Source organism: Craterilacuibacter sp. RT1T (genome assembly GCF_023502145.1).
In the GTDB taxonomy this organism is placed as follows: Bacteria; Pseudomonadota; Gammaproteobacteria; order Burkholderiales; family Chromobacteriaceae; genus Craterilacuibacter.
The window spans coordinates 746,857-766,033 of the sequence record NZ_JAMFLI010000001.1 but is presented as its reverse complement, the minus strand read 5'-3'; the positions used below and the strand labels follow the sequence as shown (position 1 = coordinate 766,033).

Annotated in this window: 19 protein-coding genes and 1 tRNA gene; 9 read left to right on the top strand and 11 right to left on the bottom strand. The window is 57.3% G+C overall.

The window, feature by feature from the left end; genetic code table 11:
• Positions 1-171: 171 nt before the first annotated feature.
• Together M3P88_RS03915 and M3P88_RS03910 are read right to left on the bottom strand one after the other, a co-directional pair.
• A tRNA-Asn gene (locus tag M3P88_RS03915) sits at positions 172-247 on the bottom strand.
• A gap of 78 nt (positions 248-325) precedes the next feature.
• Positions 326-3,292, bottom strand: a complete 2,967-nt coding sequence (locus tag M3P88_RS03910; RefSeq protein ID WP_502798940.1) for an Rne/Rng family ribonuclease — start codon at positions 3,290-3,292, stop codon at positions 326-328.
• A 565-nt stretch (positions 3,293-3,857) separates the two neighbouring features.
• On the opposite strand from M3P88_RS03910, the gene M3P88_RS03905 reads away from it, so the two are divergent.
• From M3P88_RS03905 to M3P88_RS03875, 7 genes are all read left to right on the top strand, one after another.
• Positions 3,858-4,799: an RluA family pseudouridine synthase gene (locus tag M3P88_RS03905; RefSeq protein WP_249614731.1), complete on the top strand. Its 942-nt coding sequence runs from the start codon at positions 3,858-3,860 to the stop codon at positions 4,797-4,799.
• Complete coding sequence (locus M3P88_RS03900; RefSeq protein WP_249614730.1) at positions 4,789-5,442, top strand: HAD-IA family hydrolase; 654 nt, start codon at positions 4,789-4,791, stop codon at positions 5,440-5,442. The genes M3P88_RS03905 and M3P88_RS03900 overlap by 11 nt, the downstream gene beginning before the upstream one ends.
• A gap of 93 nt (positions 5,443-5,535) precedes the next feature.
• On the top strand, positions 5,536-6,480 hold the full coding sequence (locus tag M3P88_RS03895; protein WP_249614729.1) for a S49 family peptidase: 945 nt from the start codon (positions 5,536-5,538) through the stop codon (positions 6,478-6,480).
• 15 nt (positions 6,481-6,495) lie between these two features.
• A complete protein-coding gene (gene motD / locus M3P88_RS03890) occupies positions 6,496-7,326 on the top strand; it encodes a flagellar motor protein MotD (protein WP_249614728.1) in 831 nt (276 codons plus the stop codon).
• Between the two features lie 14 nt (positions 7,327-7,340).
• Complete coding sequence (locus M3P88_RS03885) at positions 7,341-7,931, top strand: malonic semialdehyde reductase (RefSeq protein WP_249614727.1); 591 nt, start codon at positions 7,341-7,343, stop codon at positions 7,929-7,931.
• 71 nt (positions 7,932-8,002) lie between these two features.
• Positions 8,003-9,031 carry a quinone-dependent dihydroorotate dehydrogenase gene (locus tag M3P88_RS03880; RefSeq protein WP_249614726.1) on the top strand — a complete coding sequence of 343 codons (1,029 nt, stop codon included), beginning with the start codon at positions 8,003-8,005 and terminating at the stop codon, positions 9,029-9,031.
• A gap of 41 nt (positions 9,032-9,072) precedes the next feature.
• Positions 9,073-9,537 carry an outer membrane lipoprotein gene (locus M3P88_RS03875; protein WP_249614725.1) on the top strand — a complete coding sequence of 155 codons (465 nt, stop codon included), beginning with the start codon at positions 9,073-9,075 and terminating at the stop codon, positions 9,535-9,537.
• Positions 9,538-9,581: 44 nt separating this feature from the next.
• On the opposite strand, the gene M3P88_RS03870 is transcribed toward M3P88_RS03875, so the two are convergent.
• Genes M3P88_RS03870 through fur form a run of 3 tightly spaced genes read right to left on the bottom strand, consistent with a single transcriptional unit; the run spans position 9,582 to position 11,420 of the window.
• Positions 9,582-10,298 carry an arginyltransferase gene (locus tag M3P88_RS03870; protein WP_249614724.1) on the bottom strand — a complete coding sequence of 239 codons (717 nt, stop codon included), beginning with the start codon at positions 10,296-10,298 and terminating at the stop codon, positions 9,582-9,584.
• Positions 10,285-10,989, bottom strand: a complete 705-nt coding sequence (aat, locus tag M3P88_RS03865) for a leucyl/phenylalanyl-tRNA--protein transferase (RefSeq protein WP_249614723.1) — start codon at positions 10,987-10,989, stop codon at positions 10,285-10,287. Before aat ends, M3P88_RS03870 begins: the two co-directional genes overlap by 14 nt.
• Entirely contained in the window at positions 10,986-11,420 is a 435-nt protein-coding gene (fur, locus tag M3P88_RS03860) for a ferric iron uptake transcriptional regulator (RefSeq protein ID WP_124735264.1), read from the bottom strand. Before fur ends, aat begins: the two co-directional genes overlap by 4 nt.
• Positions 11,421-11,493: 73 nt before the next feature.
• On the opposite strand from fur, the gene M3P88_RS03855 reads away from it, so the two are divergent.
• Positions 11,494-11,871 carry an outer membrane protein assembly factor BamE gene (locus M3P88_RS03855; protein WP_249614722.1) on the top strand — a complete coding sequence of 126 codons (378 nt, stop codon included), beginning with the start codon at positions 11,494-11,496 and terminating at the stop codon, positions 11,869-11,871.
• Positions 11,872-11,878: 7 nt separating this feature from the next.
• Entirely contained in the window at positions 11,879-12,685 is an 807-nt protein-coding gene (gene dapB / locus M3P88_RS03850) for a 4-hydroxy-tetrahydrodipicolinate reductase (RefSeq protein WP_249614756.1), read from the top strand.
• 52 nt (positions 12,686-12,737) lie between these two features.
• On the opposite strand, the gene M3P88_RS03845 is transcribed toward dapB, so the two are convergent.
• The 6 genes from M3P88_RS03845 to M3P88_RS03820 all read right to left on the bottom strand — a co-directional run bounded on the left by M3P88_RS03845 (position 12,738) and on the right by M3P88_RS03820 (position 19,094).
• The gene (locus M3P88_RS03845) at positions 12,738-14,252 is read right to left on the bottom strand and encodes a SpoVR family protein (protein WP_249614721.1); all 1,515 of its coding nucleotides are present in this window, start codon (positions 14,250-14,252) and stop codon (positions 12,738-12,740) included.
• Positions 14,249-15,526: a YeaH/YhbH family protein gene (locus M3P88_RS03840; RefSeq protein ID WP_249614720.1), complete on the bottom strand. Its 1,278-nt coding sequence runs from the start codon at positions 15,524-15,526 to the stop codon at positions 14,249-14,251. The genes M3P88_RS03845 and M3P88_RS03840 overlap by 4 nt, the downstream gene beginning before the upstream one ends.
• A 62-nt stretch (positions 15,527-15,588) precedes the next feature.
• The gene (locus M3P88_RS03835) at positions 15,589-17,517 is read right to left on the bottom strand and encodes a PrkA family serine protein kinase (protein WP_249614719.1); all 1,929 of its coding nucleotides are present in this window, start codon (positions 17,515-17,517) and stop codon (positions 15,589-15,591) included.
• A 198-nt stretch (positions 17,518-17,715) separates the two neighbouring features.
• Positions 17,716-18,036, bottom strand: coding sequence for a PilZ domain-containing protein (locus M3P88_RS03830; RefSeq protein WP_249614718.1), 321 nt, complete (start codon positions 18,034-18,036; stop codon positions 17,716-17,718).
• Positions 18,023-18,580, bottom strand: a complete 558-nt coding sequence (locus M3P88_RS03825; RefSeq protein WP_249614717.1) for an NUDIX domain-containing protein — start codon at positions 18,578-18,580, stop codon at positions 18,023-18,025. Before M3P88_RS03825 ends, M3P88_RS03830 begins: the two co-directional genes overlap by 14 nt.
• Positions 18,567-19,094, bottom strand: a complete 528-nt coding sequence (locus M3P88_RS03820) for a DUF2062 domain-containing protein (RefSeq protein ID WP_249614716.1) — start codon at positions 19,092-19,094, stop codon at positions 18,567-18,569. Before M3P88_RS03820 ends, M3P88_RS03825 begins: the two co-directional genes overlap by 14 nt.
• Positions 19,095-19,177: the final 83 nt, after the last annotated feature.

Below are 19,177 nucleotides of genomic sequence, written 5' to 3'. Positions count from 1 at the left end.
GGGCCGCCCTAAAGCTTGTTTAGCACGGTGGGGAGGCTGGATGCTCACGATGGACATGCATATAGCAAAGCAGCAGAGCGGAAATGAGCGGGGTTTTGCAGCATGCTGCAAAAAAGGCGGCGCAAACAACAAAAAGCCCACCATATAGGTGGGCTAAATGCTTGAATCTATTGGCTCCCCGAGCAGGGCTCGAACCTGCGACCTGCGGATTAACAGTCCGTCGCTCTACCAACTGAGCTATCAGGGAATTGAAGAAAATAATTATAACGGTAAGATTTGGCTGCGTCAAACTAAAAATACAGAATAACGCAGCCGATACTTACTTTTAGTCGCGGGTTTCCACCTGCATCAACTGAACCGGCTCGCTGGAAACAAGCGGCTGGCGGCTACGCAACACATCGCTGCGACGCGGACCTTGCGGCACGACAGGCTCGGCAACCGGCTCGGCAGGCAGTGCACGCGTTGCAACCATCACCAGGCCGCCCAGATCGGCTGGCTCTTCACGCTCCACGGCTACCGGCTCAAGTGCCTTCACCTCCACTGCGACAGGCTCTGCCACAGGCAAGTCCGCCTGCACGATAGGCGTTGCTGCCGGCGCGGCAACCGCGACCGTCACGACTGCAAGCACCTGTTCAGGCTGCTCAGGCTCAACAGCAGCCTCAACGACCGGAGCTTCGGCCACTGAAGTAACCTGAACGAATACCGGTTCGGCAACAACAGGCTCCGCTTCTGGCTTAACCGCAACCTCGACCACCGCCTCTTCGACCATTTCAGCAACCGGCGCCGGCGCTGCAACTTCAGCCTTTACTTCGGCTTCATCCGCTTTGGTCACTACCAGCTCGGCTACCGGTGCCACGGCACCCACTTGCACCATTTCGGCAACGGCAACCACAGCGGTCTCGGCTAGCACTTCAACAGCCTGCTCAGCTGTCTGGGCTGGCACTTCAACAGCCTGCTCAGCTGTCTGGGCTGGCACTTCAACAGCCTGTGCATCCGTCTCGGCAACGACTGCTGCCGGAACTTCATCGCGACGACGGTCACGACGGCTGCGGCGACGGCGACGCTCACTGCGCTCCACCGTATCGGCGGCCTCGCCCTCAACCACAGGCATCTCGTTTGCCGGCTGCGCGTCGATAGCCTTAGCTTCTTCGCGCGGCACCACTGGCGGACGATTTTCCACTACCGGCTTGCTGCTATCGGTTTGCGGCTTTTCACGACGACGTGGTTCTTGCTGCTGACGCGGCGCTTCCTGACGCGCAGCCACTTCGGCGCCAGCCTCTTCCAAACGCAGCTCAGGCTGGCGATTTGGCTTCTGTTCACGATCGGCACGCGGTTCGCGTTCGCGGCGCTGACGCGGCTCGCGTGGCGGACGCGGCTCACGCGGCTCGCGCACTTCGCTGCGCACTTCATTGACTTCTGGCTGCGTACGGCGCTCGTCACCACTCTTGCGACGCTCATCCTGCTGCGCATTGCGATCGCGGCGCTGGCCATTGCCTTGACGACGCTCGTTCTGGTTGCGTGGCTTGCGCGGTTCGCGCGCTGCGGGTTTGGCAGGTTCGGCCGGCGCGGGTGCCGCTTGCGGCGCAGCCAGACCCTTGAACCAGCCAAGCAGACGACCGATCAGACCCGGCTCGGCAGCGGCCACGGCAGGCTTGGCCTGCGCCGTAGCAGCGGGCGCTTCTGCAACCGAAGGCGCCGGCTGTTGCGGCGTAATGCCCTTCACGGCAGCTTCCAGTCGCTCGACCTTAGGCTTTTTCTGGCCAAAGCTGGCTTCGGCTTCGTCTTCCGGCATTTCAACGCGACGGTAGCTTGGCGCATCGGACAATTCGTTCAGGTCGTCGTGACGCAAACGGACAATCTTGTAGTGCGGCGTTTCCAGATGCACGTTAGGAATCAACAGTACATTGACACCCAGACGCTCTTCGGTCGAATAAAGCTCGGTACGCTTTTCATTCAGCAAGAAGGTCGCCACATCAACCGGTACTTGTGCATGTACCGCGCCGGTGTTTTCCTTCATGGCCTCTTCCTGGATGATGCGCAGGATGTGCAAGGCCGAAGATTCGGTGCCGCGGATAAAGCCGATACCGTGGCAGCGCGGGCAAGGGATATGACTGGACTCGCCCAGACTTGGCTGCAGGCGCTGACGCGACAACTCGAGCAGGCCGAAACGCGACAACTTACCCATCTGCACGCGGGCACGGTCATGCTTGAGCACATCGCGCAGGGTGTTTTCCACATCGCGCTGGCTCTTCGGGTTTTCCATATCGATAAAGTCGATCACCACCAGACCACCCAGGTCGCGCAAGCGCAACTGGCGGGCGATTTCTTCGGCCGCTTCTACGTTGGTACGCAGCGCGGTTTCTTCGATATCGGCACCCTTGGTCGCACGCGCCGAGTTGACGTCAATCGACACCAGCGCTTCGGTGTGATCAATGACGATGGCGCCACCGGACGGCAACTGCACGCTGCGCGAATAGGCGGTTTCAATCTGGTGTTCGATCTGGTAACGGGAGAACAAAGGCACCGGGTCGGTATAGAGTTTGACACGGCCGACATTGTTCGGCATGACGTGGCTCATGAACTGGCGCGCCTGCTCGTACACGACTTCGGTGTCGATCAGGATTTCGCCAATATCAGGCTGGTAGTAGTCGCGAATGGCGCGAATGACCAAGCTGCCTTCCTGCAGAATCAGGAACGGCGCTTTTTGTGCACCTGCGGCCGCCTCGATGGCATTCCACAACTGGGTCAGGTAGTTCAGGTCCCACTGCAACTCTTCGAAATTGCGACCAATGCCGGCAGTGCGCGCAATCAGGCTCATGCCCTGCGTCACGTTCAGCTTGGCCATCAACTCCTTGAGCTCCTGGCGCTCTTCACCCTCGATACGACGCGATACACCGCCACCGCGCGGGTTGTTCGGCATCAAAACCAGATAACGGCCGGCCAGGCTGATATAGGTAGTCAGCGCTGCACCCTTGTTGCCGCGCTCGTCCTTTTCAACCTGAACGGCGACTTCCATGCCCTCTTTCAGGACGTCCTGAATACGCGGACGGCCCCCGTCAAAGTTCTGGAAATAAGAACGGGCAACTTCCTTGAACGGCAAAAAGCCGTGGCGTTCGGTGCCGTAATCGACAAAGCACGCTTCCAGCGAAGGCTCAATACGGGTAATGATACCCTTATAGATATTCCCTTTGCGCTGTTCTTTGCCAACAGTTTCGATATCAAGGTCGACAAGCTTTTGCCCATCGACAATTGCAACGCGCAGCTCTTCAGCTTGCGTTGCATTAAATAACATTCGTTTCATATAACATTCCTTGCGCAGCACTCACGCAAGGTCGCAGCAAGTATTTGACGGCCCAATGACTATGGATGGGCGCTTTCCGAAAGAAGTGTCTGACTAAAGAGCAAGGAATAACGATAGGCTAAGCCGACTTCTCGAATCAATTTCGCGCGATGCCCTTGCTGCCCGGGTTAGGGACAGCGTGTTGGTACGATGCCTGCCGACAAAGCTGTTATCGGCAAAGCAAGAAAGCGATGGGCATACGCGCCGGGTCAAACTTTACTGCATGACTCCCGGACTGGCTCGGCATCCGGAAATGGAATGCTCGTGAGTGCGCTGTACGATCAAATGCATTACCATCGCTTCTTTTCGGTGAGCGAGACAACCTTGGCTGCGTCCGGTAGAACGGGCATCAGGTCAGGGCTGAACCCTGCCGGCTCGATCTTCAATCGCAGCAGCGTCGGCGACCTATCCTTGCGGCGGCGCACAACCTTTTATATTCACCGGAACTTGCCTTTGCCGGCCAGGCCTTGAATGACAAGCCTGCATGACCGACAAAGCGCATCGAAGTATAAGCAATATGACAGATATACGCAAAGACTCCGTCTCATTTCACCTGATCGACGAATCAGAAGCGGGCCAACGCATAGACAACTACCTGACCCGGCAACTCAAGGGCGTACCCAAGAGTCACGTTTACCGCATCCTGCGTTCGGGCGAAGTCCGCGTCAACAAGGGCCGCATCGATGCCAGCTATCGCCTGAGCGCAGGCGATGAAGTACGCCTGCCACCGGTACGCATTGCCGTACGCGAAGAAAAATTCGTTCCGGCCGGGCATTTCCCAGTGGTATACGAAGACGAAGCCCTGCTGGTCATCGATAAACCCTCCGGCGTCGCAGTGCATGGCGGCAGCGGCGTGTCCTTTGGCGTGATCGAACAACTGCGCAAGGCACGCCCCGAGGCGCGCTATCTCGAACTGGTACACCGACTGGACCGCGACACCTCGGGCCTGCTGATGATCGCCAAAAAGCGTTCGGCGCTGGTCAAGCTGCATGAAATGATACGCAACGATGTGCCGCAAAAGCGCTACTTCGCCTTGGGCCTTGGCGCATGGCCGCAAGCCGAGCGCCATGTCAAACTGCCGCTACACAAATGGGACACGCCTAACGGCGAGAAAAGGGTACGCGTCGAAGAAGGCGGACAGTATGCGCACACCATCTTCAGCATCGAGCAGCGTTTTGCCGACTTCACCCTGGTCGAAGCCTGGCTCAAAACCGGCCGCACCCACCAGATCCGCGTGCACATGCAAGCCATGGGCTGCCCGATTGCCGGCGACGAACGTTATGGCGACTTTACCGCCAACCGCGACCTCGCCCGTCACGGCCTTAAGCGCATGTTCCTGCATGCCCACAACCTCAAGCTGCCCCACCCGCTAAGCGGTGAGCCGCTGGATCTTGAAGCGCCGCTCCCGCCCGAGCTGGCGAGCTTTATCGAATTATTGAGAAAAGAAAATGCAATTTGATCTGATCGTGTTCGACTGGGATGGCACGCTAATGGATTCGACCGCCCATATTGTTCGCTCCATTCAGCGCGCAAGCGGCGACCTTAAACTCCCCATCCCCAGCCGCGAGGCAGCCAGCCATGTGATTGGCCTGTCGCTGGGCAAGGCTTTGCGCACCGCCTGCCCCGGCCTGAGCCCGGAGCGTTATCACGATCTGGAAGATGCTTACCGCCATCACTATCTGTGCGGCGAAGAGACCGTTGAATTGTTTGATGGCGTCCATGAAGGCCTGGAGGCACTGCGCCAAGCCGGCGCCTTGCTGGCGGTCGCCACCGGCAAAAGCCGCAGGGGACTGGATCGCGCGCTTGAAGTCAGCGGCTTGTCCGGCTTTTTCTATGCCACGCGCACCGTGGATGAGTGCCACTCCAAGCCCGACCCGCAAATGCTGCTCGAAATCACCGAGCGACTGGGCATTGATACCCAGCGCACGCTGATGGTGGGCGACACCAGCCATGACCTGTTGATGGCCGTCAATGCCAAAGCACATGGCGTCGGTGTCAGTTATGGCGCACACCCGCTGGATGTACTGCAAGACTGCCAGCCGGCGGCCATTTTTCATGATTTCCCGGCGCTGCAGCAATGGCTGCTACCCAGGCTGGGATAAGCGCACAGCAAGCGGCTTTGCCATTCTGACTCGCACAGAAAAATGCCGTAAGTGTATGATCACCTCTCAACCCCCGACACCTGCGGAGACGCTGTGAACAATACCCCCGACTGGGAACGCGAACTCATCACCAAACTGGCCGGCAGCGCGCTGCTTGAACAGCGCCGCGCCCGCCAGTGGAAAATATTCTTTCGTCTGGCCTGGCTCTTGATCACGCTGATTATTGTTTTCAGCCTGTTCGTCAACCGGGACAAAAGCGGCAAGGATGGCAGCCTGATGGATGGCAAACACACCGCGCTGATCAGTCTGGACGGGGTCATCAATAGCGAAAACGATACGGCAGACCGCTTGGCTCGCGGTTTGGAAGCCGCCTACAAGGATAGCGGCACCCGCGGCATTATTATCCGTGCCAACAGCCCCGGCGGCAGCCCGGTCTTGTCGGGCATGGCTTATGACGAGATCCGCCGGCTGAAAAAACAATACCCGGCGATACCGGTGGTCACCGTAGTCGAAGAAGTCTGCGCCTCCGGCTGTTACTACATCGCGGCGGCAACCGATCGCATCTATGCCGACAAGGCCAGCATCATCGGTTCCATCGGTGTACTGTCCGAAGGCTTTGGCTTTACCGGCACCATGGAGAAGCTGGGCATCGAGCGCCGCCTGATGACGTCCGGCAACAATAAGGGCATGGGCGACCCGTTCTCACCGGTCAAACCCGAACAGGAAGCGATACGCCAGCAACTACTGGACACGGTACACCAGCAGTTTATTCAGGCGGTGCGTGACGGACGCGGCAAACGCTTGCAACAGGCGAATACCGAAATCTTCTCCGGCCGCGTCTGGTTAGGCAGCCAGAGCCAGCCGCTGGGCCTGATCGACGGTCTGTCCTCGGTACGCCAGGTGGCACGCGAACAGTTCAAGGCGGACAAGCTGGTTGAATTTACGCCGGATGAAGGCTTCGGCAAACGCGCAGCACGATTACTGGGCGTACAGTTCGCGCAGGGCATGGGGTTCTTGCTCGACACCCGATACTATTAAGCAAAGAGATCGCCGATGCGCCACCGTAGACGCCGACAGGAAGAAGAGCACGAAAACCATGAACGCTGGCTGGTTTCCTACGCCGACTTCATTACACTGCTGTTCGCCTTCTTTGTGGTGATGTACGCGATCTCCCAAGTGAACGAGAGCAAGTACCGCGTGCTATCCAGTTCGCTGGGGGATGCATTCGGCAGCAAAATCACCGGTAACCCTACACCATCGGGTAGCGCCAACACCATGGTGGAAGTGCCGAACTCCAAACCGGTGGCGCGGGCGATTAAAAGCGAGCAGCGTGTACTGGCGCAGCAGAAGATGCAGCAACTTAGCGATGCGCTGAGCAAGATCGTCCAACCCTTGCTGAAAAACGGGCAGGTCAAGCTGTATCAGTCGGAGGAAGGCATCCATATCGACATCAAGGATACCGCGCTGTTTGCCGTCGCCCAAGCCACGCCATCGTCCGAGTCGCAGCGCATGCTGGCCGGTATTGCCGGTGCACTCCGTAGCCAGAGCAATCCGGTGCGGGTCGAAGGCTTTACCGATAACGTACCGATCCGCAATGCGTTTTACCCGTCAAACTGGGAGTTGTCGGCGGCTCGTGCCGGCAGCGTCGTGCGCTTGTTTCAGGAAAACGGCATTGCTGCCGAGCGCCTGGTTGCCGTCGGGCGCGCCGAAAACCGCCCGGTGACCAGCAATGATTCGGCAGAAGGCCGCGCCCAAAACAGACGGGTTGCCATCACTATCCTCGCAGACCACAACGCAGGATTCGACATCACGCCGCAAGCAAGCCCGGCCACCGAGGCCAGCGCACCGGCCATACAAAACAAGCCGGCCCAAACATCCATGTGAGACAGAGGTGAACCATGAGTACGCCACTAGCCCAGACGGCACTTGACCAGTTATTCAACCATGCCCGCACCCATAGCCACTGGCAGGAAAGAGGCGTAAGTGAAGCCTTGCTGCAGCAGCTATACGCACTGGCACGGCTAGGCCCGACCAGCGCCAATGCCTGCCCTGCCCGCTTTGTCTTTATCCAGACGCCGGATGCCAAGGCTAAGCTCGAACCGCATCTTGCCCCCGGCAACCAAAGTAAAACCCTGCAGGCACCGGTCACCGTTATCGTGGCCTACGACAGCCGTTTTTATGAGTTGCTACCGCAACTCTACCCGCATACCGATGCGCAAAGCTGGTTTATCGGCAATGAGGCACTGATCGCCGAAACTGCGCTGCGCAACAGCAGCTTGCAAGGCGCTTATCTGATGATGGCGGCGCGCAGTCTGGGTCTGGACTGCGGCCCGATGTCGGGCTTTGATCAGGCCGGCGTAAACAGCACCTTTTTTCCCGACGGGCGCTGGCGCGCCAACTTCCTGATCAACCTGGGTTATGGCATCGAAGCACAGTTACACCCGCGCTCACCGCGCCTGGACTTCGACGCAGCGTGCCGCATCTTGTAATATCGCTTTTTTACGCACACCGCATGCGCAGTCAAAACCAAAGGTGACTGGGCAAGCCAACGGAGTTTCTGATGCTTTATCCACTGCTACGCCCGCTCTTGTTTCGTCTGGACCCAGAGGCCGCACATCAGCTGACCCTGAAACTACTGGACAAGGCGTACCAGTTGCAACTGAGCAGCCTGATGGGCAAGTCCATCCCGCGAACGCCAGTCAAAGTCATGGGGTTGACCTTTCCCAATCCGGTAGGTCTGGCCGCAGGACTGGACAAGGATGGCGAGCATATTGATGCACTGGCCGAACTGGGCTTCGGCTTTATCGAAATCGGTACCGTGACCCCGCGCCCGCAACAAGGCAACCCCAAACCGCGCCTGTTCCGCCTGCCCGAGCACCAGGCCATCATCAACCGCATGGGCTTCAATAATCTGGGCGTAGACAATCTGGTGCGCAAAGTACAAGAAAGCCGCTTTCAGGGCGTACTGGGCATCAATATCGGTAAAAACGCCAGCACGCCGATCGAGCGCGCCACGGATGACTATCTTGAGTGCATGGACAAGGTTTACCCCTGCGCCAGCTACATCGCCGTCAATATTTCCTCACCCAACACCAAAAACCTGCGCCAACTGCAGCAGGGTGATGAACTGGCACAACTGATCGCTGCGCTCAAGGCCCGCCAAAGCATGCTCAGCGACAAGCATGGCCGTTATGTGCCGTTTGCCGTCAAGATTGCGCCCGATCTCGATAGCGACGCCGTGCGCGACATTGCCCGCCTGTTGATGCAACACGAAGTCGATGCCGTCATCGCCACCAATACCACCTTGTCGCGCGAAGCGGTTGCCGGCCACAGCCATGCTGGCGAAGCGGGCGGCCTCTCCGGCGCGCCGGTCACGGCGCGTTCAACCGAGGTCATCCGCACACTGGCTCAGACACTGGACGGCGCACTGCCTATCATAGGCGTAGGCGGCATTCTCTCCGGCGACGATGCAGCAGAGAAAATCCGCGCCGGCGCCAGTCTGGTGCAACTCTATTCCGGCCTGATTTACCGCGGCCCCGACTTAATTGCACAGTGCGCCAGCGCCATTGCCAAGCTCAAGCAGGCATAACAGCGCCAAGGCGGCATGAACACGATAGAAAAGGAAATGAAATGAAAAAAGGCTTACTACTGGCCAGCGCAATAAGTACAGTCTTGCTGGCTACCGGCTGCAGCACGCCTTCAGACTCGGCTGTGGTATACAAGCGTGGCCAGCTGCAACAACCGCAAGTGGTCGAATTCGGCCAGATTGTTTCGGTACAAAACGTCAAGGTCGAAGGCGAGCAGAATCAATTGCTCACACTAGGCGGCACCGCACTGGGCGGCGTAGCCGGCAGCAGCATAGGTCAAGGACGCGGCTCTGCGCTTGGCGCCATTGGCGGCGCGATGCTGGGCGGCTTGCTGTCGCAATCGGCACAGCAAGGCTTGGGCACCAAAAATGCGCTGGAGCTGACCGTAAGACTGGATCGGGACGGGCGTATGGTTTCCATCGTACAGGATGCGGATATTCCGCTAAGCCCGGGGCAGCGGGTGCGCATCCTCAGCGGCAACAGCACCATGCGCGTGGTGCCGCTTTAAAACAGCGCAACGACCCAAGGGAACACCCTCCCCCTTGGGTCCAGTTAAAACACTCGCCACACCCCATTATCCAGCCGCTCCAGCGGCTGGTAACGCGACTTGTACTCCATCTTGCGGCAATTCTCTATCCAGTAGCCTAGATACAAATAGGGTAAACCCAAGCTGAGCGCCCAAGCGCGTAGCCAAAGTATGCTGTAACAGCCATAACTCGTGCCCGCCTCATCCGGCTCGAAAAAGGTATAAGCCGCAGACAAACCGTCATCCAGTTTGTCGACCAGACTGACCATTTTCAGCACACCCTGGCAGCTAAACTCAACCAGCACACTCTCCACCCTGCTTTTCAGAATAAATTCGCTGTATTGCTGCGAACCATCCTCGCTCATACCGCCACCGGCATGGCGGCTGGCCTGATAACGCCGGTACAACTGGAAATGCTCGTCGCGAAAAGCCAGAGGCAGGATATTCACTTCCAGATCGGCATGGCGGCGCAAGGCGCGGCGTTGCGACTTATCCGCCTTGAATGCAGCAACGCAGAGCCGCACCGGTTTGCACGCATCACAGGTATCGCAGGCAGGCCGATAGGTGTAGTGGCCACTACGGCGAAACCCCAAGCGGACCAATTGACTGTAAACCGTGGCATTAATCAGCTCAACCGGAATCGCCACTTGCGAGCGCGCAGTACGCCCATCGACATAGCTGCACGGATAGACGCCTGTCGCATAAAAGTGGACGACGGCCTCGTTAGGATCACGCTGACTCATTATTGTGCTGATAGCCCCATAACTGCTCAGGCTGACGCTGCACGGTCAAAGCCTGAATTTCGCTACAAAAAGCATCCCGTGCAATCAGCCGCCCGCCCAAACTGGCCAGATGCGGCGTATACACCTGACAGTCGATCATACTGAAGCCGTGAGCCGCCAGATGGCGCACCATATGGACAAAAGCAATCTTGGACGCATCGGTACGGCGATGAAACATCGACTCGCCAAAAAACATCCGTCCCAGGGCAACGCCGTACAAACCACCGGCCAGCTCACCGTCCATCCACACCTCGAACGAATGTGCCACGCCGGCCGCATGCAGGCGGCAATACGCGTCCACCATCTGCGGTGAAATCCAGGTTCCATCCTGGCCGGGACGCGGGCTTTGGGCACAGGCCTGCATTACACCGGCAAAATCTTGATCGCAACTCACCCGGTAAGCGCCATGACGCAGCGTCTTCTCCAAGCTTCGGCTGACTTTCAGCTCGGCTGAAAACAACACCATACGCGGTGCAGGCGACCACCAAAGAATGGGCTGCCCCACGCTAAACCATGGAAAAATACCGCGGCTATAGGCGAGGGTCAGACGCGCTAGCGACAAATCCCCGCCCGCCGCCAGCAAACCTTCCGGCTCAGCCAGTGCCCTGTCTACGGCAGGAAACTCTAACGCCGTACCGAGCCAGGGAATCATGCCGGTTTGCTACCATCGGCTTTCTGGCACTCGGCACACTCGCCATACAGATAAAGCGCATGATCCTGAATGGCAAAACCATGCTTCTCGGCAATGCGATCCTGCAGGCTTTCAATCTTGGGCTCGAAGAACTCGGTCACCTTGCCGCAACGCATGCATACCATATGGTCGTGATGACCGCCCTGATTAAGCTCGTAGACGGCCTTGCCCGACTCGAAATGATGGCGCACCAGAATACCGGCCTGCTCGAACTGGGTCAGCACGCGGTAAATGGTGGCAAGGCCGATATCGACCTCCTCGGTCAGCATTTTTTTATAGACATCCTCGGCTGACAAGTGGCGTAGCGTGCTGCTCTCGAACAGTTCAAGAATCTTGAGGCGCGGACCGGTAGCCTTAAGCCCGATATCCTTGAGGTGACTGGCTTTATTCATCGTGTTATAACTTGTTGGCGTGATTCTGTATCATAAAGCCTTTTAATAGTTTACCCAACCCGGTTTGCCCGGTATGAGCACGATGAACAAAATCCTGATGATTCCGGCACTGCTGTTTGTGGCAGGCTGCAGCAGCATGAACCCTATCAACTGGTTCACCCCGCACCGCATGGTGATCGAGCAAGGCAATGAGGTCAGCGAGGCATCGGTGCAGAAGGTCAAGCCCGGCATGACCCGCAACCAGGTTCGCTTCTTGCTGGGTACGCCTTTGCTGGCAGACCCGTTCCACGCTAACCGCTGGGACTACAAATACGTCCTCGAGCGCCAGGGCAAACCGACAGAAGAGCGTTTGGTCACCGTCATTTTCAATGCGGACAGCGTGGTATCGGTTGAAGGTCAAGGCCTGCCTGACAACTATGCGCCCGCTCCTATTATTCCTCCCAAGAACTGAACGCATGATGCAGCCACAGAATATTGTTATCGTGGGTGCGGGCGGCCGCATGGGCCGTGCGCTGATCGAATCCATTCTTGCCACGCCTGCCGCTCGCCTGCATGCGGCGCTTGAGCGTGAAGACTCCGCCTTTATCGGACAGGATGCCGGCCTTTTCATCGGCCAGCATACCGGCGTTGCCATTTCCAGTGATCTGCAAGCCGCTTTAACCGGGGCGGATATCCTGATCGACTTCACCCGCCCCGAAGGCACGCTGCAACATATGCAGGCTTGCATCGCAGCCAAAGTCGACATGATTATCGGCACCACCGGCTTTGACGAAGCGGGCAAGGCGGCCATTCGCGATGCCGGCGAACACATCGCCATCGTGTTTGCGGCCAACTTCAGCGTAGGCGTCAACCTGACCTTCAAGCTGCTGGACATGGCGGCGCGGGTACTGGATGACGGCTACGACATCGAAATCATCGAGGCGCACCACCGCCACAAGGTCGATGCTCCCTCCGGTACCGCACTGCGCATGGGCGAAGTCATTGCCGACGCGCTGGGGCGTGACCTTAAAAGCTGCGCCGTGTACGGACGCGAAGGCGTGACCGGCGAGCGCGACCCCGGCACCATAGGCTTTGCTACCGTGCGTGGCGGCGATATTGTGGGCGACCATACGGCCTTGTTTGCCGCACTGGGCGAGCGCGTTGAAATCACGCACAAGGCCTCCAGTCGCGCCACTTTTGCCGGCGGCGCCGTACGTGCAGCGCGCTGGCTGCAAGACAAACCGCATGGTCTATTTGACATGCAGGACGTGCTCGGTCTGCGCTAAACAAAGCAAGGCCCTGCCCCAGTAGCATGCGGGCAGGGCCTTGTTGCCTGACTCAATACGCCATCGTCTCGGCCGGCGCCTTGATTTCAAAGTGTTCGCGCACACTACCGTCGCTATCTACGCTTTCCAGCCTGACATCAAAGCCCCACAAGCGGGCAATATGCTTGAGTACCTCGCATGCGCTGCCCCTGTCCAGCGGACGGCGGTTATGCATGGTGTGACGCAGGGTCAGGCAACGATCCTTGCGCATATTAACCGACCACACCTGAATATTCGGCTCGCGCGACCCCAGATTGTACTGATCCGCCAATAGTTCGCGCACCTTGCGATAGCCCTCCTCGTCATGGATGGCCGAAATCTCCAGTTTGTCATCCCTGTCATCATCCCGCAGCGCAAAAAAATGGAAGTCGCGTATCAGCTTGGGTGACAGGTATTGCGCAATAAAACTCTCGTCCTTGAAGTTCTTCATGGCGAATTCCAGCGTATCGCGCCAAGGCATGCCGGCAATACCGGGAAACCATTCCCTGTCTTCATCCGTCGGTGCTTCGCAAATGCGCCGGATATCCTGGAACATGGCAAAACCCAAGGCGTAAGGATTAATGCCGCTATACCAGTTTGAGGTCACCGGCGGTTGCGCCACCACATTGGTATGGCTTTGCAGGAACTCCATCATAAAGCCATCGCTGACCAGACCCTTATCGTACAAACGGGTGAGGATGGTGTAATGCCAGAAGGTTGCCCAGCCCTCATTCATCACTTGCGTCTGGCGCTGCGGATAAAAATACTGGGCAATCTTGCGCACAATACGCACAATCTCGCGTTGCCACGGCTCCAGCAGGGGCGCGGCTTTCTCGATGAAATACAGCAGGTTTTCCTGCGGCTCGGACGGAAAACGCTGGGCGGCATGCGCGCCGGCATCACGCTCGCGCTTGGGAATGGTGCGCCACAAATCGTTTACCTGGGTCTGCAGATATTGCTCGCGCTCGGTCTGGCGCGCCCTCTCCTGCGCCAGCGACAATTTTTCCGGGCGCTTGTAACGGTCAACGCCGTAGTTCATCAGCGCATGGCACGAATCAAGCAACTCCTCGACTGCACTGATGCCGTAACGCTCTTCGCACTGGCTGATATATTGCTTGGCAAACATCAGGTAGTCGACAATATCCGCGGCATCGGTCCAGGCGCGAAACAGGTAATTCCCCTTGAAAAAGGAATTATGGCCATAGGCGGCATGGGCAATCACCAGCGCCTGCATGGTGGCCGAATTTTCTTCCATCAAATAGGCAATACAAGGGCTGGAGTTGATCACGATTTCATAGGCCAGCCCCATCTGCCCGCGTTTATAGCTTTTCTCGGTCGCCACAAAATGCTTGCCGAAGCTCCAGTGATGGTAATTCACCGGCATGCCGACCGATGAGTAGGCATCCATCATCTGCTCGGCGGTAATCACCTCAAGCTGTATCGGGTAGACATCCAGCTTGAACTCATCAACCGCAACCTCGCGAATCGCTGCATCGTATTCGGCGATCAGATCAAAAGTCCATTCGGACCCGGTGGAAATCGGCGTCATTTGCTCACCCCCTGCTGTTTCTTGAACAGCTCGCGGAACACCGGATAGATATCGGCGGCCGAGCGTATTTTTTGCATGGCAAAGTGCTTATGCGCGTCCTTGACCTTCAGATATTCGTACCACAAGTTCTGCGGTTCACCTTCGGTGATCTCGATATAGGCATAGTACTGGCACACCGGAATCAGGGCTGTCTCGAGAATGCGGGCGCAGTTAGCCGAGTCGCTGTCCCAGTTGTCGCCATCGGATGCCTGGGCGGCATAGATATTCCATTCACGCCCCGCGTAGCGTTTTTGCACCACCTCTTTCATCAGGTTCAGCGCCGACGACACCACCGTACCGCCCGACTCGCGCGAGTGAAAGAAATCATGTTCGTTCACTTCCACCGCACTGGTGTGGTGACGGATAAACACCAGCTCTATCTTGTCGTAGGTGCGCTGCAAAAAAAGATAGAGCAGGATAAAAAAGCGCTTGGCCATGTCTTTTTTCTGCTCATCCATCGAGCCGGATACATCCATCAGGCAAAACATCACGGCCTGACTGGAGGGCGTGGGCTGCTTGACGCGATTGTTGTAGCGCAAATCAAACGGGTCGATAAACGGAATGGCCGCCAGCTTCTCGCGCAATATATGGATGCGACGCCGGCGCTCGCGCATATCCAGATCGGCCTCCATGCCGGACTCCATCAACTCGTCCAGCGCCTCCTCCGACTCATCCAGTTCTGTCAGCGTGGGCGCGGCCATGGCGATACGCCGCGATAGCGCGCCACGCAAAGAGCGCACGATATTGATATTGGCCGGCGTACCGTCATTGGTAAAACCAGCCCGCACCGTCTTCATTTCGGTAATGCCGGTCAGCTCGGTCTTGACCAGATTGGGCAGCGCCAGATCATCAAAAAACACATTCATGAATTCTTCGCGCGACAGCTCGAACGCGAAGGCATCCTCGCCCTCCCCGTCCTGGCTGGCCTTGCCCGAACCGCTCCCCCCCCCACCGCCACCTTGCGGGCGCGGCAGGCGGTCACCTTTAACAAACTCCTGATTACCCGGATGGACAGGCTCCCACACCCCGCCCTTGCCATGACGAAACGCCGGCTCGGAAATATCCTTCACCGGAATGGAGATGGTTTCGCCACTCTCGATATCGGTAATGCTCCGACCCTTGATGGCCTTGGCTACCGCATCTTTTATCTGCCCTTTGAAACGGCGCAAAAAGCGCTCGCGGTTCACGGCAGACTTGTTCTTCCCGTTCAAACGGCGATCTATGATATTGGCCATGCTGGTCTCCCTTCGGCTCAAGGGGTCCGGGCTACCCGCAAGGGCAACCCGGCCTTATCCGTTCAGGACGACTTGCGTACGCGCAAATACCATTCGCACAACAAGCGTACCTGTTTCGGGGTATAGCCTTTCTCCACCATGCGGTTGACAAAATCCTCGTGCTTTTTCGAGTCCTCGACGCTGGCTTTGGCGTTAAACGAAATCACCGGCAATAGCTCTTCGGTGTTAGAGAACATTTTCTTCTCTATAACCGTGCGCAGCTTCTCGTAACTGGTCCAGGCCGGATTTTTGCCATGGTTATTGGCCCGGGCACGCAGGACAAAATTGACAATCTCATTGCGGAAATCCTTGGGATTGGAAATCCCCGCCGGCTTTTCTATCTTCTCCAGCTCGGCATTAAGCGAGCCGCGATCGAAAATTTCGCCGGTATCCTGATCGCGGAATTCCTGATCCTGTATCCAGTAGTCGGCAAAAGTGACATAGCGGTCAAAAATATTCTGCCCGTACTCGGAATAACTCTCCAGATAAGCGGTCTGGATCTCCTTGCCGATAAACTCAACATACTTGGGTGCCAGATACTCCTTAAGGAAAGTCAGGTAACGCTGCTCGGTCTCGGGCGGAAACTGTTCGCGTTCGACCTGCTGCTCCAGCACATACAAAAGGTGCACCGGATTGGCCGCCACTTCGGCATGATCAAAGTTGAACACTTTAGACAGGATCTTGTAGGCGAAGCGCGTCGATAGCCCATTCATGCCCTCATCGACCCCGGCATAATCGCGGTACTCCTGCTGGCTCTTGGCCTTGGGATCGGTATCCTTCAGGCTGTCGCCGTCATACACCAGCATCTTGCTAAACAAGCTGGAGTTTTCCGGCTCTTTCAGGCGCGACAACACCGCAAATTGCGCCATCATCTTCAGCGTGCCGGGGGCGCAAGGCGCAGACCCCAGCGACGAATTAACGATCAGCTTGTCGTAGATTTTCACCTCGTCCGAGACGCGCAGGCAGTAAGGCACTTTGACGATGTAAATACGGTCCAGAAAGGCTTCGTTGTTTTTATTGTTCTTGAACTGTTTCCATTCGGACTCGTTGGAGTGCGCCAGAATAATGCCCTCGAACGGAATCGCGCCAAAGCCTTCGGTTCCCTTGTAGTTGCCCTCCTGCGTTGCCGTCAGCAAGGGATGCAAGACCTTGATCGGTGCCTTGAACATTTCGACAAACTCAAGCAGGCCCTGATTGGCCAGGCATAGGCCGCCGGAGAAGCTGTACGCATCCGGGTCATCCTGCGCATATTTTTCCAGCTTGCGGATATCGACCTTGCCCACCAGAGACGAGATGTCCTGATTATTTTCATCGCCAGGCTCGGTCTTGGCCACCGCGACCTGCTTAAGTACAGACGGGTAGCGCTTGACCACGCGGAACTGCTCGATATCGCCGCCAAACTCGTGCAGGCGCTTGACGGCCCATGGACTGGGGATGGTTTTGAGATAGCGGCGCGGAATGCCGAACTCCTCTTCCAGCAGCGCACCGTCTTCCTCGACATTAAACAAGCCCAGCGGCGACTCGTTAATCGGGCTGCCCTTGATGGCATAAAACGGCACATCCTGCATCAGCGACTTGAGCTGTTCGGCAATCGAGCTTTTACCGCCACCTACCGGCCCCAGCAAATAGAGAATCTGCTTTTTCTCTTCCAGACCCTGCGCGGCATGGCGAAAATAAGAGACGACCTGCTCGATCACCTCCTCCATGCCGTAAAAATCACGGAAGGCGGGATAGACCTTGATCACCTTGTTGGAAAAAATGCGTGACAAGCGGGCATCGTGGCGGGTGTCGACCAATTCAGGCTCGCCAATGGCCTGCAGCATGCGTTCGGCGGCCGTGGCATAGGTACCAGGCTCGCGTTTGCACAGCGCCAGAAACTCCTGAATGGTGTATTCCTCTTCCCGGCTCTTGTCGTAACGGGCGGCATAGTGGCTGAAGATGTCTGCGGACATGGCGCTACTCCTTGCTGTTTGCAGGGAGGCACACGAATGCGCCATGCAACCGCATCCCCCTTGCATCTAGAGTGTCTGTTTCATATTGTTTGCTGTTTTTTTTGGTATAGCGAGAGAGCCCGGTTAAAGCAAAAAAATTGCAACAAAAAACCGGCACAATGCCGGTTGCCGGGTTTAAGTCACCACGCGACTGCATGCCTAGCCGGCCTTGCGCTCAATAATGGCAAAGCCAATATCGTACAAATGGCCCTGCACCACCTCGTTGCAACGACGCACCTCGGCCACAAGATACAAAGGCGCTGCAGGCAGTGCGCCCATGCCCGCCACCATCAGCACAATTTCGATTTTTTCGCCAAACCGCGGCACAAACGCGGTCCGCACCGATAAGCCGTGTACGGAAAGCTCGATACACTCGCCGTAAAACAGCTCACCGCTGGCCAGTACTTTCAGTCTGGCTTTGCAGCCCATCTGAATCCGGCGGGCATCGCGCCGGTCTATACGCGGATCAGCCGGGTTCATCTTGATAGCGTGCCGCCAAACGGGCGCGCAAAAAGCTCAAACCGACAATGCTTTTACTGTCGTTGATGCGGCCATCGCCAGCCATCGCCAACACCTCGTCCAGAGGCAAAGCGAGCACCTCGAGAAACTCCCCTTCATCCAGTTGCCGCTCGTTCTGCTGCAAACCTTCGGCCAGATAATAGTGGATCACCTCATTCGAATAGCCGATACACGGATAGGCTGAGCCCAGCCATGACCAGTGCTCGGCCGTATAGCCTGTCTCCTCCCATAACTCGCGTTTGGCCGTATCGGCATGGCTTTCATCCGCATCCATCTTGCCGGCGGGAATCTCGATAAAAGCGCACCCCAACGGGTAACGGTATTGCCGTTCAAGAATGAGTTCTCCCGCCGGGTTCAGCGCCAGAATGGCCACCGCGCCGGGGTGCTGGATATATTCGCGCGTCGCTGTTTTTCCATCCGGCAAGCGGACACAGTCCCGGTTGACCGACAGAAAATGCCCCTGATAAACCTGTGTACTGGAAAGTTGTTGTTCAGTGAGATCCACGCTTGCGCCTTCTTTTTTTGAACTGAAAAACCAGACAGGCCCGCCATATCAGGCGAACCAGCACATAGCCGCTCACGGCAAAGGTCAAACCCAATGCCGGCACACCCAAAAGCAAGGGCAGGCCGAGTGATTGGCACCACAAAATAAAGGCATGCAGCCACGAGGCGAAGTCCAGCCCCTGCAACTCGGGCGGAGGAATACTGATACTCGCCGCGCCATTGACATCAAGCAAAAAACGCCCGTACGCATAGGCCAACCAGTAAAGCGGCAGATAGGTGAAGGGATTGGTATACAGGGTCGTCGCCAGCGCCACCGGCAGATTGACCCGTAGCACCAGCGCCAATAGCGCCGCGGCCAACATTTGTGTCGGCCCCGGCATCAACCCGGAAAACAGGCCAACGGCAAAGGCTAACGCGACCTTGCGCCGGTTCCAGCTCCAATAAGCCGGCTTGTCCAGCCAAGGTGCCAATGGCCGCAAGCAGCGGTTGGCGAACACCGCATCCCGATCCGGCATATATTTATGCAAAAAATGTCGCACTTTTAGCTGTTCATCCGCATTGGCACACATCGAAAATAAAAAATTATCGGCACAGGGAT